Source organism: Kitasatospora sp. NPDC058406, assembly GCF_042722765.1.
GTDB lineage: Bacteria > Actinomycetota > Actinomycetes > Streptomycetales > Streptomycetaceae > Kitasatospora.
In genome coordinates this window covers 1-14,295 of sequence record NZ_JBHXKE010000235.1, presented here as the reverse complement: position 1 = coordinate 14,295, position 14,295 = coordinate 1, and the positions used below count along the sequence as shown (strand labels likewise).

Here is a 14,295-nt window from a genome sequence, read left to right as displayed (position 1 = left end):
GGCCGCAGAACGCGGCGGCCGCCCGGGACGGCGTCACGTCCAGCCCTGCGACTGCGTGAGCAGGTGGCGGTGCAGATGGGCGAGTCGGGCGTCGGCCAGCGTGCCGGCGCGGGTGGCGAGGTTGCCCGTACGGGCGTCCGTTCGTCCATCACCGGCTGGACCGGGTCGGCGCGCAGGTCGAGCTGGTCGATCCGGGCCGCCAGCCGGCCTTCCTGGACGCGTGGCACCCCGGCGGCCCGCCGATGCCCGCCGTCAACGAGGAGAGGACCCCGCGGACCCGGCGGACCCGGCGGACCCGGCAGGGCCTGCGGGCCGGTCCGGTCCGGCCCGGTGGCCGCCGCCGTGGCGGGGCCGCCGGGGGGTCAGCCGGGCCGCCGGGTGGGCCGCGGTGTCGAGGGGCTCCGTCCGCGCCGGGTGGGCGAGTTCGGCGAGGTAGTGGGCACGGGGGGCCGGGGCGGCCCCGAGGGTGCGGACGTGCGGGGAATCCCACTGCGCGTCGAGCAGCCGGCCGCCGGCGTCGGCGAAGCGGGTGGCGAGGTCGGCGACGGCGACGCGCGCGGCGTCGGGGCGGCGGTGGAACATCGAGTCGAGGCTGAGCACGGAACCGGTGACGATGCCGAAGACGCCGCCGACCAGCTCCTCCCCCTCCCAGACCTCGGCGCTGTGGGCCGCACCGAGCCGGTGCAGCCGGACCAACGCCTCCTGCAACCCGGCCGTGAGCCAAGGGGGTTCGCGCCCCTCCGCACAGGCGGCGAGGACCTCCTCGAAGGCCCGGTCGGCGCTGGTCCACCAGCCGAGGCGGTTGCGGAGCAACCGGGAGAGCTTGCGCCCGACGCGGACCTGCTCCGGGGCGATCACCGGGCGCGGGTCGGGCGACCACCAGCCGAGCGCGTACGGGTCCCGGTGGTCCGGTCCCGGCAGCAGGACGACGTCCCCCGCCGCCACCGCGTCCTCGTACCGGGCCTCGTTGAAGGCGCTCGCGTAGTCGTCGGCGGCGGGCAGCGGGAACAGCCCGCGCCGGTACGCCGCCAGCAGCACGTCCGGCTCCAGCGTGCCGCCGAACGCCGCAGGCCCGTCGGCGGGCGCCCGCGCGACGTCCACGGCGTCGAACAGGCCCGCCGCCGAGGGGGGTTCGGTCGCCCGCCCGCCGTCCGGCGCCGTCACCTCATCGCTCCCAGCGGCGGGACGAGGAAGCCCTCGGCGGTCAGCTGCGTCAGGTAGAGGTCCAGCAGTTCGCCGTCCACGGCGGGCAGTTGGACGCCGCTTCCGGCGAGGGCGTGGTCGGTGTTGGCCCGGTCGAAGAGCGGGAACGTCGGGCGGAAGTACATCTCGCTGATGGAGAGTTCGGTGCCCGGCGCGCGGTCGACGAAGAGCGGCACGAACGGGGTCACCGGGTGGGTGGGGTGGCCGGCGGCGAACCGGATCAGCCCCTGGACCCACTCGCCGTAGGGCACCTCGTCCACCGGGTAGCCGCGCGCGCGGAGCCGGTCGGCGAGGTCGGCGAGGCCCGCGGGCCGCGGTGACGTGATGTGGTAGACCTCGCCGTTGGCGGGGGCGTGGGCGACGATGTGGGCGACGGCGCGGCTGAACCGGTCGGCGGGGACGAAGTCGAGCGGCAGCCGGACGTCCGGGTAACTCCCGCTCTCCGCCATGTACTTGATCAGCGCGCAGAGTTCGGTGCCGGTGTTCATCACGCCTCCGGCGAGGTCCCCGGTGACGTCGTTGGTGCGCATCACCGTGACCGGCAGCCCGGCCGCCGCAGCGTTGTGCAGCAGCTGCTCGGCCACCCACTTGCTCTCCACGTAGCCGACGGCGAGCTTCTCGGGGTGGGCGAGCGGAGTCCGTTCGGTCACCTCGCGGACGCCGGCCGCGCCGAACCCGGCGAGCACCGCGAGGGTGGAGAGGTAGTGCACGGGTATGCCGCGCGAGTGCCCGGCGAGCCGGACCACCTCGCGGGTGCCGCCGACGTTGGGGCCGCGCAGCTGCTGGTACGGGTAGATGAAGTTGACCTGGCCGCCGAGGTGGTGGATGGCGTCGAGGCTGTCCGCCAGCTCCTCGAACCGGTGCTGGGTCAGACCGAGCAGCGGCTCGGCGAGGTCGCCGACCAGCGGGATCACCCGGCGGTCGGCCAGGTCGTGCCGGAGGAACCGCTGCTGGGCCGCGCGGATGCGTTCCAGCGCGTGTTCCTCGTCCGGGGCCCGGACGAGGCAGTGGATGCGGGCCGCGGTGGTGTGCAGCAGCGTGTCGAGCAGGTGGGCGCCGCAGAAGCCGGTGGCGCCGGTGAGCAGGATCTCGGTGGGTTCGGCGCGGGAGGGCGCGGGGTGCCAGGACTGCCGGACGGGGGTGCTGAGCCGGGCCTCGGCGGTCCAGTCGACGGCGGCGCGGCCGGGAGCGGGCGCGCCGCCGGGGGCGTCCTCGCCCGCGCGGGCGGCCCGGGTGGCCGCGGCGAAGGCGCGCAGGGTGGCGTCCCGGAGCAGCGAGCGGGTGAGCCCGCGGATCCGGGTGACGTCGATGCCGAACATGATCCGGGCCCGGGCGAGCATCTCCATGGCGAGCAGGGAGTTGCCGCCGAGGTCGAAGAAGTCGTCGTCGGGGCCGACCTGTTCGACGTCGAGGAGCTCGGACCAGAGGTGGCCGACGCCGACGTCGACGGCGTCGCCGGTACCGGTCCCGCTGCTCCCGTTGCCGCCGCCGCTGTCACCACCGCCGCTGCCGCCGCTCGCACCGCCCGCGCCGGGGCCGCTCCCGTTCCCGTTCCCGGCGGAGGCCCGCAGGCCGTCCGCGGCGCCGTCCGCCCCCTCGCCGTCCCGGCGCTGCAACTGCGGTCGGGTGTGCGGCAGTCGGCGCCGGTCGATCTTGCCCGCCGGGGTGAGGGGCATGGAGTCGAGCAGGACGAACTCGGCGGGGACCATGAAGTCGGGGAGCCGTGCGGCCAGGAAGGCGCGGATCTCCCGGCGCCGGGCCCGGGCGCCGGACGCGCCCCGGTCGCCGAGCGTGTAGTAGGCGGTGAGGACGTGGGCGCCGTCGTCGCCGTCGTCGGCGGCGACCCGGGCCTGTCGGACGTCCGGGTGGGAGGCCAGGACGGACTCGATCTCGGCGGGGTCGACGCGGTAGCCGCGGACCTTCACCTGGTCGTCGAAGCGACCGAGGATCTCCAGCAGGCCGTCGGCCCGCCAGCGGCCCGCGTCACCGGTCCGGTACATCCGGTCGCCGGGGGCGGCCGCGTAGGGGTCGGGCAGGAAGGCCTCGGCGGTGAGCGCGGGCGACTTCCAGTAGCCGCGGGCGAGACCGGGACCGCCGAGGTAGATCTGGCCCTTCTCGCCGGGCCGGACCGGGCTGAGCCGGGCGTCCAGGACGTGCACCCGCACACCGGGCAGCGGTCTGCCGATCGGCACGGGCGCGTCGATGCCGCCGGGGTGCCGGTCGGAGGCGGAGCGCCGGTCGCCGGCGCGGTGCCGGTCCGGGGCGGGGTGGCCGTCCGGGGAAGACTGACCGTCCGGGGAGGGATGGCCGTCCGGGGAGGGATGGCCGGCTCCCGGCGGGTGGAGGACGGACCCGTGGGTGCCGGCGGCCAGCACCTCGGGCGTGATCTCACAGAGGGTGGAGGTGACGGCCGCCTCGGTCACGCCGTAGGCGTTGACCAGCCGGACCCCGGGCAGCCGGTCCAGGCAGGTCCGGCAGTCGTCGGCGTGCACGGTGTCGCCGCCGACGACGATCAGCCGCAGCCCGTCGGGGGCGGGCCCGCCCTCGGGGAGCAGCGCGACCACGTGGTGCCAGTACGCGGGGGTGAGGTCGGCGACGGTGAGGCCCAGTTCGCTCATCCGGTGGACGAGTTCGGTGGGCGCCCAGGTGCGGGCGCCGCCGAGGACGAGGGTGGAGCCCGCGGTGAGGGCGGCGAAGACCTGTTCCAACGAGGTGTCGAAGCCCAGGGCGGCGAGCTGCAGCACGCGGTCCCGGGGGGTGAGTCCGTAGGCGCGGACGACCCGGTCCAGGGTGAAGACCAGGGAACGGTGGGTGACCGGGACGCCCTTGGGGGTTCCGGTGGTACCGGAGGTGTAGATCAGGTAGGCGAGGTCCCCGGGCGCGGCCGGGTCCTCGGGCGGGACCGGGTCGCCGGACGCGGCGCCGGCCGGTGCGACGGCGCCCGCCGGTGCGGTGGCGTCGGCCCCGAGCACCGGCACCCCGGGGAAGGTCCGCCCCTCCTCCGCGACGACCACGTCCGCCCCGCAGTCCTCGACCAGCCCGGTCAACCGCCGCTCGGGGTGGACCGGGTCCAGCGGCAGGAAGGCGCCGCCGGCCTTGAGGACGCCGAGCCAGGCCGTCACCAGGTCCGCGCCGCGTTCCAGGCAGACCGGGACGACCCGCTCCGCCCGCACGCCCCGGGCGCGCAGGGCGGCGGCGAGCCGGTCACTGCGGCGGTCGAGCTCACGGTAGGTGAGCGCGTCGCCGTCGTCGGTGAGGACGGCGAGGGCGTCGGGGGCGTGCGCGGCACGGGCCCGGAACATGCCGTGCACGGTTCCGGTGGATCCGGCGCGGCCCGGCGTGCGGGCCGCGGCCGGCCCGTCCGGATCCGCGCACTCCGACCCGGCGTGGGCCGGTCTCGCGCCGTCGGGTCCGGCGTGGGCCGCGCCGTGGCCGACCGGGCCGAGCCCGGCCGGGTGCCACTCGCGGTCCACGTAGTCGCGGCACTCGTCGCGCCGCGCGGGCCCGAACACGGTGCGCCATCCACTGGGTACCGTGAAGTCACCGGGCCAGATCGTATACTGACCGTCTTGATTGCAGAGCACGGCGTGACGCCCGGAGTTCGCCTCCGAACGCGCGCCCCGCGCGCTGTCTGCTGCATCATCCACCGGCTTGACCTCATGCTGTGGCGGCAGAATGCTGGGAGGTGCGACATTTCCGACTATACGCACTCACGGCTCATTTCAAACGTCCGACCGAACGCCGCTCGGACGCTCGTGAGCCCCTGCCCGAAAGGCCCCGAGACCCGCCGGACCCTCCGCCCGTCACCACGGGTGAACCGCTCACGGGCGGCCCGACCGCCCCGTCCTCGCCCGAACTCGCCCGCCCGACAGGCGGGGTGATGTCGTGGAGGAGGTAGCCTCGTTGACTCGTCGGCGACAACGCCTGATGGCCTGTTACCTGGTCTGGATGGTGCTGTTCACGGCCATCTACTACACCAACCCCTCGCAGCGGATCATCTGGTGGACGGGCATCGGCCTGGGCGGCGTCGCCGCCATCGTGGTCGGCGTCCGTCTCAACCGCCCGTCCCACGCGCTGTTCTGGTACCTGCTGGCACTCGCCAACCTCAGCTTCACGGCGGGCGAGGTCGTCCAGGTCATCCAGATGCAGTTCCTGCACCTCGGCAGCCCGTTCCCCTCCGTCGCCGACGGCTTCTACCTCGCCGAGTACCTGCTCTACGCGGCCGGCGTCCTGGGCTTCATCCGCTGGCGTACGGCACATCAGGACCGGGCCAGCCTGCTGGACGCGCTCATCCTCACCATGGGCCTGGCCCTGCTCGCCTGGATCTACCTGATCCTGCCGTACACCCGGAACCCCGACCTCGACTGGTTCCAGAAGGCCGTCGCCATCGCCTACCCGCTCGGCGACGTGGTCGTCCTCGCGCTGCTGCTGCGGCTGGTGGTGCCGCGCGGCGGGTTCAGCCGCTCGCTCCAGCTGCTCGCCATCGGCACCGTCGGCCTGTTGGCCGCCGACGTCGCCTACGGCCTGATCCTGCTGCACGGCGAGTGGCACATCGGCACCCCCGTCGACCTCGGCTGGGCGGCTTTCTACACCGCCTGGGGCGCGGCCGCGCTGCACCCGTCCATGGTCGAACTGACCAGACCCATCCCCAGCCAGCAGCCCGACCTCAGCCCCGGCCGGCTCGCCCTGCTCACCCTCGCCTCCCTGATCGCGCCGACCATCCTGATCGTCGAGTCGGTCCTCGGAAACACCAGCAACGCCGGGGTGATCGGCGCCTTCTCCGCCGTCCTCTACCTGCTCGTGCTGGCCCGGCTGGCCGTCGTGGTCCGCGCCCGCAGGCAGGCCGTCGCGCGGGAACGCGCCCTGCGCGAGGCCGGATCCTCGCTCACCGCGGCGGTCACCGTCGAGGAGGTCGCCGACGCCGTCCAGGCCGCCGCCTCGACCCTGATGCCCACGGAGGACGGTCACGTCGCGCTGCTCGCCGTCACCGAGGGCGGCATGCTGCACGTCCGGCACGCCCAACGCGGCTCCGGCCACCACCCGATCCGGGGCGGCGACTCCGACGAGGTGCTCGCCCTGGCCGCCTACCGGGAGACCAGACTGCTGCCCGTCGAGGCCGTCGGCGCCGGCCTCTCCGGCCGCCTCGACGGCATGCCCAACGCCCTGCTCTGCCCGCTCACCCTCGCCGAGCGCCCCTCCGGGGACCCGCTGATCGGCGCGCTCATCGTCACCGGCACCGAGCAGGAACTGACCAGCCTGTGGGGTTCGCTGGAGATCCTGGCCGCCCAGGCCGCCCTCGCCGTCGAGCGCGTCACGCTGAGCCAGGAGATCACCCGCCGCAACAGCGAGGCCTACTTCCGCACACTGGTGCAGAGCGCCAGCGACGTCATCCTGATCCTCAACGCCGACGACTCCGTCCGCTACGCCTCGTCCTCCTCCGCCGAGCGGGTCCTCGGCTATCCCGACCTCAACGGCACCCTGATCACCGAGCTCGTCCCGCCCGAGGACAGCCGGGCCGTCGGCGGCGCGCTGGCCCGGATGCGCGGCCCGGACGGCGCCGGCAGCCGGTCCGGCGGCGACACGCAGCGTGAGCACTGGCGTCTGCTGCGCTCCGACCGCACCCTGATCGAGGCCGAGGTCCGCTGCAACGACCTGCGCGACGACCCGACCGTCGGCGGCCTGGTGCTCACCCTGCGCGACGTCACCGACCAGCGGCAGATGGAGCGCGAACTCACCCACCGCGCCTTCCACGACTCGCTCACCGGCCTGGCCAACCGCGTCCTCTTCCTGGACCGGGTCGGCCACGCGCTCTCCCGCGGCGAACGCAGCGGCGCCGTCACCGGCGTGCTCTTCATCGACCTGGACGACTTCAAGATGGTCAACGACACCCAGGGGCACGCGGTCGGTGACGAGCTGCTGGTCGCCGTCTCGCTGCGGGTCTCCACCGCGCTGCGCACCTCCGACACGGCGGCCCGGCTGGGCGGCGACGAGTTCGCGGTGCTGGTCGAGGACGCGGTGCGGCCGGCCGACGTGGGCGGGATCGCGGACACCGTGCTGGCCGCCTTCTCGGAGCCGTTCAAGCTGAGCGCGGGCGCGGTCCGGGTGACGGCCAGTATCGGCGTGGCGACGACGGAGGACAGCGTGGACACCACCGAGCTGCTCAGCCACGCCGACCTGGCGCTGTACTCGGCGAAGGCGGCCGGCAAGCGGCAGTGGTGCCCGTACCAGCCCGCGTTGCAGGCCGGGATGGTGGAGCGGCACGAGCTGAACGAGAACCTGGACACCGCGATCGCCGAGTCCGCGTTCCGGCTGTACTACCAGCCGATCGTCGACCTGGCGACCGGTGACCTCGTCGCCTTCGAGGCGCTCGTGCGGTGGCCGCACGACCGGCGCGGCATGGTCCTGCCCGACGAGTTCATCGCCCTCGCCGAGGAGAGCGGCCAGATCGTGCCGCTCGGAGCCTGGGTCCTGGAACGCGCCGCCCAGGAGGCCGCCGTCTGGCACCGGCAGAGCACCGCCGTGCGCGCCGCCGCGGGCCGGCCGCCGCTGCGGGTCAACGTCAACGTCTCCGCCCGGCAGTTCCGCGACGCCGGCTTCGTCGACGTGGTGCGCGGCGCCGTCCGGGCCTCCGGCATCCCGGCCGAGTCGCTGGTGCTGGAGCTGACCGAATCCGTGCTGATGCGCCGGGACGGGCGCGTCCACACCGACATGCGGACCCTGGCGGACCTGGGCGTCGGCATCGCCATCGACGACTTCGGCACCGGGTACTCGTCCCTGTCGTACCTGCGGGAGTTCCCGATCTCGATCCTCAAGATCGACAAGTCCTTCATCGACGGCCTCGGCCACTCCCCGCAGCAGTACGCGCTGGTCGAGGGCATCACCCGGATCGCCGACACCCTCGACGTCCAGGTCATCGCCGAGGGCATCGAGAACCCCGAGCAGCGCGACCTCCTCGCCGGGATGGGCTGCCCGCTCGGCCAGGGCTACCTCTTCGCCCACCCGCTCACCCCGGACCAGGCCCGCACCTTCATCGCCGAGTGGACGGCCGCCCCCGACGGACGGCCGGACAGCCGCCCGGCCCCGGCGTAGGCGGGTCCCGCCGCCGTTCCCGTTCCCGGCCCGGCAGTGGGCCGGGAACGGGAACGGGAACGAGAAGGGGGAGGGGGAGGGGAAAGGAGAAGGGGGAGGGAAACAGGAAGGGGGCCGGAAGCGGATCAGGCGGGCCGGAAGGGCTCGGCCGTCGCGAGCAGCCGCTTCGGGAGGTACGGGGAGTCGACCCGGATCCGCCAGCCCCGGCGGCGGGCGTGGCACGCCAGACCCAGGACGGCGAGGTCGACCGCCGAGTCGCTGCTGTCCGCGCGATCCGCGACCCGGTAGTAGTCCCGGTGCACCTCCAGGGCGTCCACCAGCGCCAGGTTGAAGCTCTCCTCGTCCCCCTCGACCAGCTGCGAGAAGAGGACGACGGGCGGAGGGAAGAAGCCCCAGTCCTTCCCCTGCTCGACCTCCGCCAGGGCCCGTTCCGTCGCCGGTACGGGGTCCTCGCCCCGGAGGTAGTCGTGCAGGGCCTCCGGGTAGGAGGCGAACGCCGACCGGGGCGCACCGTCCCGGAGCGCGACGGCGGGACCGGCGTGGACCAGCGGGGCGAGATCCTCGCGCGCGCCGGAGACCAGGGCGAGGGAGACGGCCTTGCACCAGCCCCAGGGGCCCGCCTCGTCCCTGTCCAGGGTGGCGGGGTAGCGCAGCGTCCGGCCGTCGATCGCCACCTCCACCTCGGTGCCCGGCGCGGCGAGGGCGGTCCGGAACACCGTCGCCGCCATGCGGGAGGCCCGGCGCAGCCTGGCGATCTCGCCTTCCCCGACGTCGTCGGCCTGCGAGGCGCGGGCCTTGAAGAACATCTCCTCGTAGCGGGCCACGCCCGCCAGCCGCCAGACGGCGAGCGGCTTCCCGTCGACCGGGGTGAACGCCTCCTCGGCCTCCCGGGCGAGGAACGCCGCGCCGTCCGGGTGGACGGCCTGCGGCTCCCCCGGCCGCTCGACCCGCACCGGCCCGGCGGCCAGGGCGGCGACCGCGTCCGGGCGGCGGTCCCGGCCGAAGGGCCCGACCCGCGGGCCGGGCGTCTCGAACCCGGTGACCAGGGTGCGCGGGAGGTAGTCGGTGTCGACCGCCGGCCACCAGCCCGGGCCCCGGTACGCGAGCGCGGCCAGGGCGAGCGGTATCAGCGGGAGGAGGCTGCCCGGCCGGGCGTGGACGGGGTTCGTCCGGCTCTGCCGGAGCAGCAGCCCGGTCAACCCGGCGTCGAACGCCGCCCGGTCCCCGGCGACCAGGGCGCGCAGCGTGACCAGGCCGGCGGCGTGCGGCCGGTCGAGCAGGTCCTCGCCGCTCGCCTCCCCGCGCCCGCGGACGCGTTCCAGCGCCGCGTCGACGGCGGCGAGCCGCTCCTGCGGGCTCGGCGGGTAGGACGCGTCCTCGTCGTCCAGGACGCCGATGGCCTGGGCCAGGAGTCCGGTGGCGAGCTCGACGACGGGGTCACCGGCCGAGCCCGCGTCGAACTTCCGCCGGGCGAAGCAGAACGCCTCCCCGTGGTGGTGGGCCCGGTCCGAGAGGATCGCGAGGCAGAACGCGTCGAGCCACTCGTACGGGGCGACCCCGCTCGCACCGTCGTCGTCCTCGCCGGGTTCGTAGCTGATCCCGAAGTTCACGTAGTCGAGGAAGACCTGGAAGTCGACGTGCGGGAAGTACGCGGCGAACGCGACGGCTCCGGCGGCGGACTCGGTGGCGTCCTTCAGGACGGCCCTGGCCTCCGGGGTGTCCAGGGCGGGCCGCTCGGCCGAGAGGGCGCCCAGGTACTCGACGAACTCGTCCGCGAGGTACGTCCATTCCCGGGAGGCCATCCGGCCGGCCCGCGACATGGAGCGGACCTCCCCTCCGATCCGGTTGGTGAAGTCCTCACGTGTCGTCGAAAGCAACGCCTCGCCCACCTGGTGACGCTCTATCCGCACAGTCCCGCTCCTTGCTCCTGACCTGCACGTCAGCCTACGGGCGCGGTCGGTCACCGCCTCCCGCGGGTCGGACCGCCCGGGTACCGCCCGTCCGGAGGGGCGCGGGGCGGCCGACGGGCGCTACGCCCGGCGGTAGGCGCCCGCGCGGGCGGCGGCCTCGGCGGCGTCGGCGGCGCGGTCGGCGGCGGCCTCGTCCAGCGGGTCGCCGGTGGTCAGCATCCGGTAGTAGAGCGGGGCGGAGACGGCCCGGACCACCTCGAACGGGTCGGTGTCGGGCGGCAGTTCGCCGCGCTCGACCGCGTCGGCCACGCACGGCGCCCACTCGGCGACCCGGACCAGGTAGAAGCGGTGCAGGGCCTCGGCCGCCGCCTCGTCACAGGTCGCCGCCACCAGGACGGCGCGGAACAGCGCGCCCTGGCGCGGGTCGGCGAGGGTGCGCGCGACGAGCCGGGCGTTGGCGCGGAGGTCGTTGCGGAGCGAGCCGGTGCGCGCGCGGGGCAGGGACTGCTCGGCCATGTCCGCGAGCAGGTCGGCCATCAGTGCGCCGGTGGAGCCCCAGCGGCGGTAGACCGTGGTCCGGCCGACCTCGGCCCGGCGGGCGAGGTCGCCGAGGTCGAGTCCGGCGAAGCCGACCTCGACGAGGGCGTCCTCGGCGGCGCGCAGGACGGCGGCCCGGACGCGGGCGGTGCGACCGCCGGGGCGCTGGGCGCCGGGGGCGGTGCCGGGGGCGTCGGGGGCGGGGGCGTCGGGGGCGGGGGCGTCGGGGGCGGGGGCGTCGGGAGTGGCGTTCTCCGGAGTCATTAACGGGATTCCTGTTCCGTTAGTGGTGGACGCGGTGCTAGGGTCAGGACATCTTAACGGAACAAGAGTCCCGTTAACGGAGGGCGTGCAGTGCAGTCGCCCACCGGGACGGGGAGGGAGCACAGTCATGGAGTACCGCCAGCTCGGAGCGTCCGGCCTCAAGGTCCCCGCACTCTCGCTCGGCACCGGCACCTTCGGCGGCAGCGGCCCGCTGTTCGGCGCCTGGGGCACCACCGACGTCCAGGAGGCCCGCCGCCTGCTCGACATCGCGATCGACGCCGGCGTCACCCTGTTCGACACCGCCGACGTCTACTCGGACGGCGCCTCGGAGGAGGTGCTCGGCCAGGCGGTCAAGGGCCGTCGCGACCAGGTGCTGATCTCCACCAAGGCCGGCCTGCCCACCGGCGACGGCCCCAACGACGCCGGCACCTCGCGCGCCCGCCTGATCACCTCCGTCGACGCCGCCCTGCGCCGCCTCGGCACCGACTACCTCGACCTCTTCCAGCTGCACGCCTTCGACGCCGCCACCCCGGTCGAGGAGGTGCTCGCCACCCTGGACGACCTGGTCCGCGCCGGGAAGATCCGCTACACCGGCGTCTCCAACTTCTCCGGCTGGCAGCTGATGAAGTCGCTCGCCGCCGCCGACGCGCACGGCCGCCCCCGCTACGCCGCCCACCAGGTCTACTACTCGCTGGTCGGTCGCGACTACGAGTGGGAGCTGATGCCGCTCGGCCACGACCAGGGCGTCGGCGCCCTGGTGTGGAGCCCGCTCGGCTGGGGCCGGCTCACCGGGAAGATCCGCCGGGGCACCCCGATCCCGGCCGGCAGCCGCCTGCACGACACCGCCGACTACGGCCCGCCGGTGGAGGACGAGCTGCTCCACGACGTCGTCGACGCGCTCGACTCCGTCGCGAAGGAGACCGGCCGCACCGTCCCCCAGGTGGCGATCAACTGGCTGCTGCGCCGCCCGACCGTCTCCTCGGTCATCATCGGGGCCCGCAACGAGGAGCAGCTGCGGCAGAACCTCGGCGCCGTCGGCTGGGAGCTGACGGTCGAGCAGATCGCCCGCCTGGACGCGACCAGCGGCCGCACCGCCCCGTACCCCTACTTCCCGTACCGCCGCCAGGAGGGCTTCGCCCGCCTGAACCCGCCCCTGGCGGGGTGACGGGGCATCCTCAAAACCGATTGCGGCAACGGCTGCGGGCACGGCAGAGTCGCCGACATGATCGAACTGCGTGCACTGACCTCCGACGACTGGCGGCTCTGGCGCGGACTGCGCCTCGCCGCCCTGGGCGAAGCGCCCTACGCCTTCGGCTCCACCCTGGCCGACTGGCAGGGCGAGGGCGACCGAGAGGAGCGCTGGCGCTCACGCCTGGAGATCCCCGGCGCCGTCGATCTGGTGGCGTTCGTCGACGGCGAGCCCGCCGGGATGGCGAGCGGCGTCCCGGGCGAGGACGCGGAGGGCAAGCCGGACCGGGCGAGCACCGAGCTGATCTCGATGTGGGTCGGCCCGGCGGCACGCGGCCGGGGAGTCGGCGAGCGGCTGATCGGCGAGATCGAGCTCTGGGCGGCGACACGGGGGTGCGCCGCCCTGAAGCTCGCCGTGATGCCCGACAACGAGCGGGCGATCGCCCTGTACGAGCGCGCCGGCTTCACCAGGACCGGCGAGGAGGGCGACCTCCTGCCGGACGGCGTCCGGCGCGAGCTCGTCCTGGCGAAGCCGGTGAGCGCGGGATGAGCGCGCTCACCCACGGCCGGGCGCACCGGCCGCCGCAGGTCCAGGTCATCGACGTGGACCCGGTGGACGCCGACCACCTCGCCCTCGTCGTGCGCTGCCTGGCGCACACGTGCCTCGGCACGCGGTTCCACTGCACCGACCGGCGGGGGAACGCGGTCGAACTCGCCCTGGTGGAGATCCGGCGGAACCCCACGCTCACGGTCGACGAACTGGAGCCGCCGCACGGCGCCCGTCTCCTCCTCGCCGGCGCCGGCGCCGGGGCGCCCACCGGCCCGGACGGCGTCGACGTACGCGCCGGGGACGTCCTCCTCGGGACCTCGTCGGCCGCCTGACCGCCGCACCGGGCCGGCCCCGCGCTACCCGGCCGGGGCCGCCGGGTGGGGGTGGCCGAGGTGGGGGAAGGCGGGGAGCAGGTCGGTGTGCGGCGGGACGTGGTCCGAGGTGACCTTGCCCCCCGACACCATCGCCAGACGCGCCGAGGTCACGTCGTCGGTGAGCGTGCGGCCGTTCGGAGGCACGGTAGAACTCAGGCCGCCGCGCTCCCGCCCGTCGCGCTCCCGCCCGTCGAGGTTTCGCCGCCCACACCTCCGGACGGGCTGCCACCGTGCGCCGAGAAGACGAACACGGCGGCGTCGCCGTCCAGGTCGATGCTCAGCGCGGCATCCAGCGCCTTCGCCAGCCGGGTGAGCAGCGGGAGGGTCGGCAGGGAATCGCCACCCTCGACGAGGGAGATCTGCGGTTGCGTCATACCGGCCCGCCGCGCCACTTCCGCCTGAGAGATCCCCAGCTCCGTCCGCCGGTCATAGACGGCCTGCCCCAGTGCGAAGGCGTAACCGGCCTCCACATAGGCCTGGGACTCGTGCACCGGCTCGCCCAGGATCTTCCGGGTTCGGCGGGTCTTCCACTGTGCGTGGTTCACGAGCTCTCCTCCGTGGTCCGGTCGTAGACATGCGCAGCGGGACCGTGGTCCGCCTCGCACTCCTTCTGCGCCTGCTGAGCGCGCTCGACCTCGGCCGCCTCCCGCTGCCGCGTCTTGCGGAAGACCGTCAGCAGCACGATGCGGCGAGCAGGCGCGAGCCAGTAGGTGATCCGCACAGCGCTGCCGTCCACGCTGAAGCGCAGCTCACGCACTCTGCCACCCAGGTGGCGCGAGTAGGGCTCAGCCAGAGTCGTCGGCCTGTCTGCGAGCATATCGACCGCACGTTCGGCTTTGTCGTAGTGGGCATCCGGGAGGAGCTCCAGCCACTGCCTGACCTCTGGCTCGATCTCGATCTGCCACGGGTTGCCCACCCAAGTGACTATACAGATATCTATATACCCGCACGAGTCTCGCCGGTGGGGCCCCCCCCGGCGCGCGGCGCGCGCCCCCCGGCGCCCCCCCCCCACCCGGCCCCGGGCCGGCGCGGGGGGGGGGCGGCGGGGGGGGCCGGGGGGGTGGCGGGGCGGCGGGGGGGGGGCGGCGCGCTGGGGGGGCGCCCCCCACGGCCGGTGAGCGCTCGGCGCGCGCTCAGCCGACGAAGATCGAGGCCTTCGACGCCAGGTCCAGGAAGTACC

12 protein-coding genes are annotated in these 14,295 nt (G+C 74.7%); 4 read left to right on the top strand and 8 right to left on the bottom strand.

Annotated elements, in window-relative coordinates:
* From ACFWOG_RS32980 to ACFWOG_RS32970, 3 genes are all read right to left on the bottom strand, one after another.
* Positions 1–227 (bottom strand): hypothetical protein (locus ACFWOG_RS32980; protein WP_380362814.1); only part of this gene is annotated, 227 nt, incomplete at its 3' end.
* Positions 228–252: 25 nt separating this feature from the next.
* Positions 253–1,164 (bottom strand): leucyl/phenylalanyl-tRNA--protein transferase, encoded by a 912-nt coding sequence (locus ACFWOG_RS32975; protein WP_380362813.1) that lies wholly within the window; start codon positions 1,162–1,164, stop codon positions 253–255.
* Positions 1,161–4,850 (bottom strand): thioester reductase domain-containing protein, encoded by a 3,690-nt coding sequence (locus ACFWOG_RS32970; RefSeq protein ID WP_380362811.1) that lies wholly within the window; start codon positions 4,848–4,850, stop codon positions 1,161–1,163. The genes ACFWOG_RS32975 and ACFWOG_RS32970 overlap by 4 nt, the downstream gene beginning before the upstream one ends.
* A 256-nt stretch (positions 4,851–5,106) precedes the next feature.
* Between ACFWOG_RS32970 and ACFWOG_RS32965 the strand changes: the two genes are divergently transcribed.
* Positions 5,107–8,292 (top strand): putative bifunctional diguanylate cyclase/phosphodiesterase, encoded by a 3,186-nt coding sequence (locus ACFWOG_RS32965; protein WP_380362809.1) that lies wholly within the window; start codon positions 5,107–5,109, stop codon positions 8,290–8,292.
* Positions 8,293–8,417: 125 nt separating this feature from the next.
* Here the strand turns inward: ACFWOG_RS32965 and ACFWOG_RS32960 are convergent, their stop codons facing one another.
* On the bottom strand, positions 8,418–10,202 hold the full coding sequence (locus ACFWOG_RS32960; RefSeq protein WP_380362807.1) for an Imm49 family immunity protein: 1,785 nt from the start codon (positions 10,200–10,202) through the stop codon (positions 8,418–8,420).
* A gap of 120 nt (positions 10,203–10,322) precedes the next feature.
* Positions 10,323–11,003 carry a TetR/AcrR family transcriptional regulator gene (locus tag ACFWOG_RS32955; RefSeq protein ID WP_380362805.1) on the bottom strand — a complete coding sequence of 227 codons (681 nt, stop codon included), beginning with the start codon at positions 11,001–11,003 and terminating at the stop codon, positions 10,323–10,325.
* Between the two features lie 127 nt (positions 11,004–11,130).
* On the opposite strand from ACFWOG_RS32955, the gene ACFWOG_RS32950 reads away from it, so the two are divergent.
* From ACFWOG_RS32950 to ACFWOG_RS32940, 3 genes are read left to right on the top strand one after another with little or no spacing between them, the layout of a single operon-like run.
* The gene (locus ACFWOG_RS32950) at positions 11,131–12,168 is read left to right on the top strand and encodes an aldo/keto reductase (RefSeq protein ID WP_329950887.1); all 1,038 of its coding nucleotides are present in this window, start codon (positions 11,131–11,133) and stop codon (positions 12,166–12,168) included.
* A 57-nt stretch (positions 12,169–12,225) separates the two neighbouring features.
* Positions 12,226–12,741: a GNAT family N-acetyltransferase gene (locus ACFWOG_RS32945; protein ID WP_355401494.1), complete on the top strand. Its 516-nt coding sequence runs from the start codon at positions 12,226–12,228 to the stop codon at positions 12,739–12,741.
* Entirely contained in the window at positions 12,738–13,073 is a 336-nt protein-coding gene (locus ACFWOG_RS32940; RefSeq protein ID WP_380362802.1) for a hypothetical protein, read from the top strand. The genes ACFWOG_RS32945 and ACFWOG_RS32940 overlap by 4 nt, the downstream gene beginning before the upstream one ends.
* Before the next feature lie 24 nt (positions 13,074–13,097).
* Here the strand turns inward: ACFWOG_RS32940 and ACFWOG_RS32935 are convergent, their stop codons facing one another.
* The 3 genes from ACFWOG_RS32935 to ACFWOG_RS32925 are packed head-to-tail and all read right to left on the bottom strand — an operon-like array spanning position 13,098 to position 14,031.
* On the bottom strand, positions 13,098–13,259 hold the full coding sequence (locus ACFWOG_RS32935; RefSeq protein WP_329878309.1) for a hypothetical protein: 162 nt from the start codon (positions 13,257–13,259) through the stop codon (positions 13,098–13,100).
* 8 nt (positions 13,260–13,267) lie between these two features.
* Entirely contained in the window at positions 13,268–13,660 is a 393-nt protein-coding gene (locus tag ACFWOG_RS32930) for a helix-turn-helix domain-containing protein (RefSeq protein ID WP_380362800.1), read from the bottom strand.
* The gene (locus ACFWOG_RS32925) at positions 13,657–14,031 is read right to left on the bottom strand and encodes a type II toxin-antitoxin system RelE/ParE family toxin (RefSeq protein ID WP_380362798.1); all 375 of its coding nucleotides are present in this window, start codon (positions 14,029–14,031) and stop codon (positions 13,657–13,659) included. Before ACFWOG_RS32925 ends, ACFWOG_RS32930 begins: the two co-directional genes overlap by 4 nt.
* Between the last annotated feature and the right edge of the window lie 264 nt (positions 14,032–14,295).

What these genes read in the sequence shown, in the direction of transcription:
- ACFWOG_RS32955 (WP_380362805.1), bottom strand. Translation starts at nt 11,003, where the DNA reads ATGACTCCGGAGAACGCCACTCCCGACGCCCCCGCCCCCGACGCCCCC.
- ACFWOG_RS32950 (WP_329950887.1), top strand. Translation starts at nt 11,131, where the DNA reads ATGGAGTACCGCCAGCTCGGAGCGTCCGGCCTCAAGGTCCCCGCACTC.
- ACFWOG_RS32945 (WP_355401494.1), top strand. Translation starts at nt 12,226, where the DNA reads ATGATCGAACTGCGTGCACTGACCTCCGACGACTGGCGGCTCTGGCGC.
- ACFWOG_RS32940 (WP_380362802.1), top strand. Translation starts at nt 12,738, where the DNA reads ATGAGCGCGCTCACCCACGGCCGGGCGCACCGGCCGCCGCAGGTCCAG.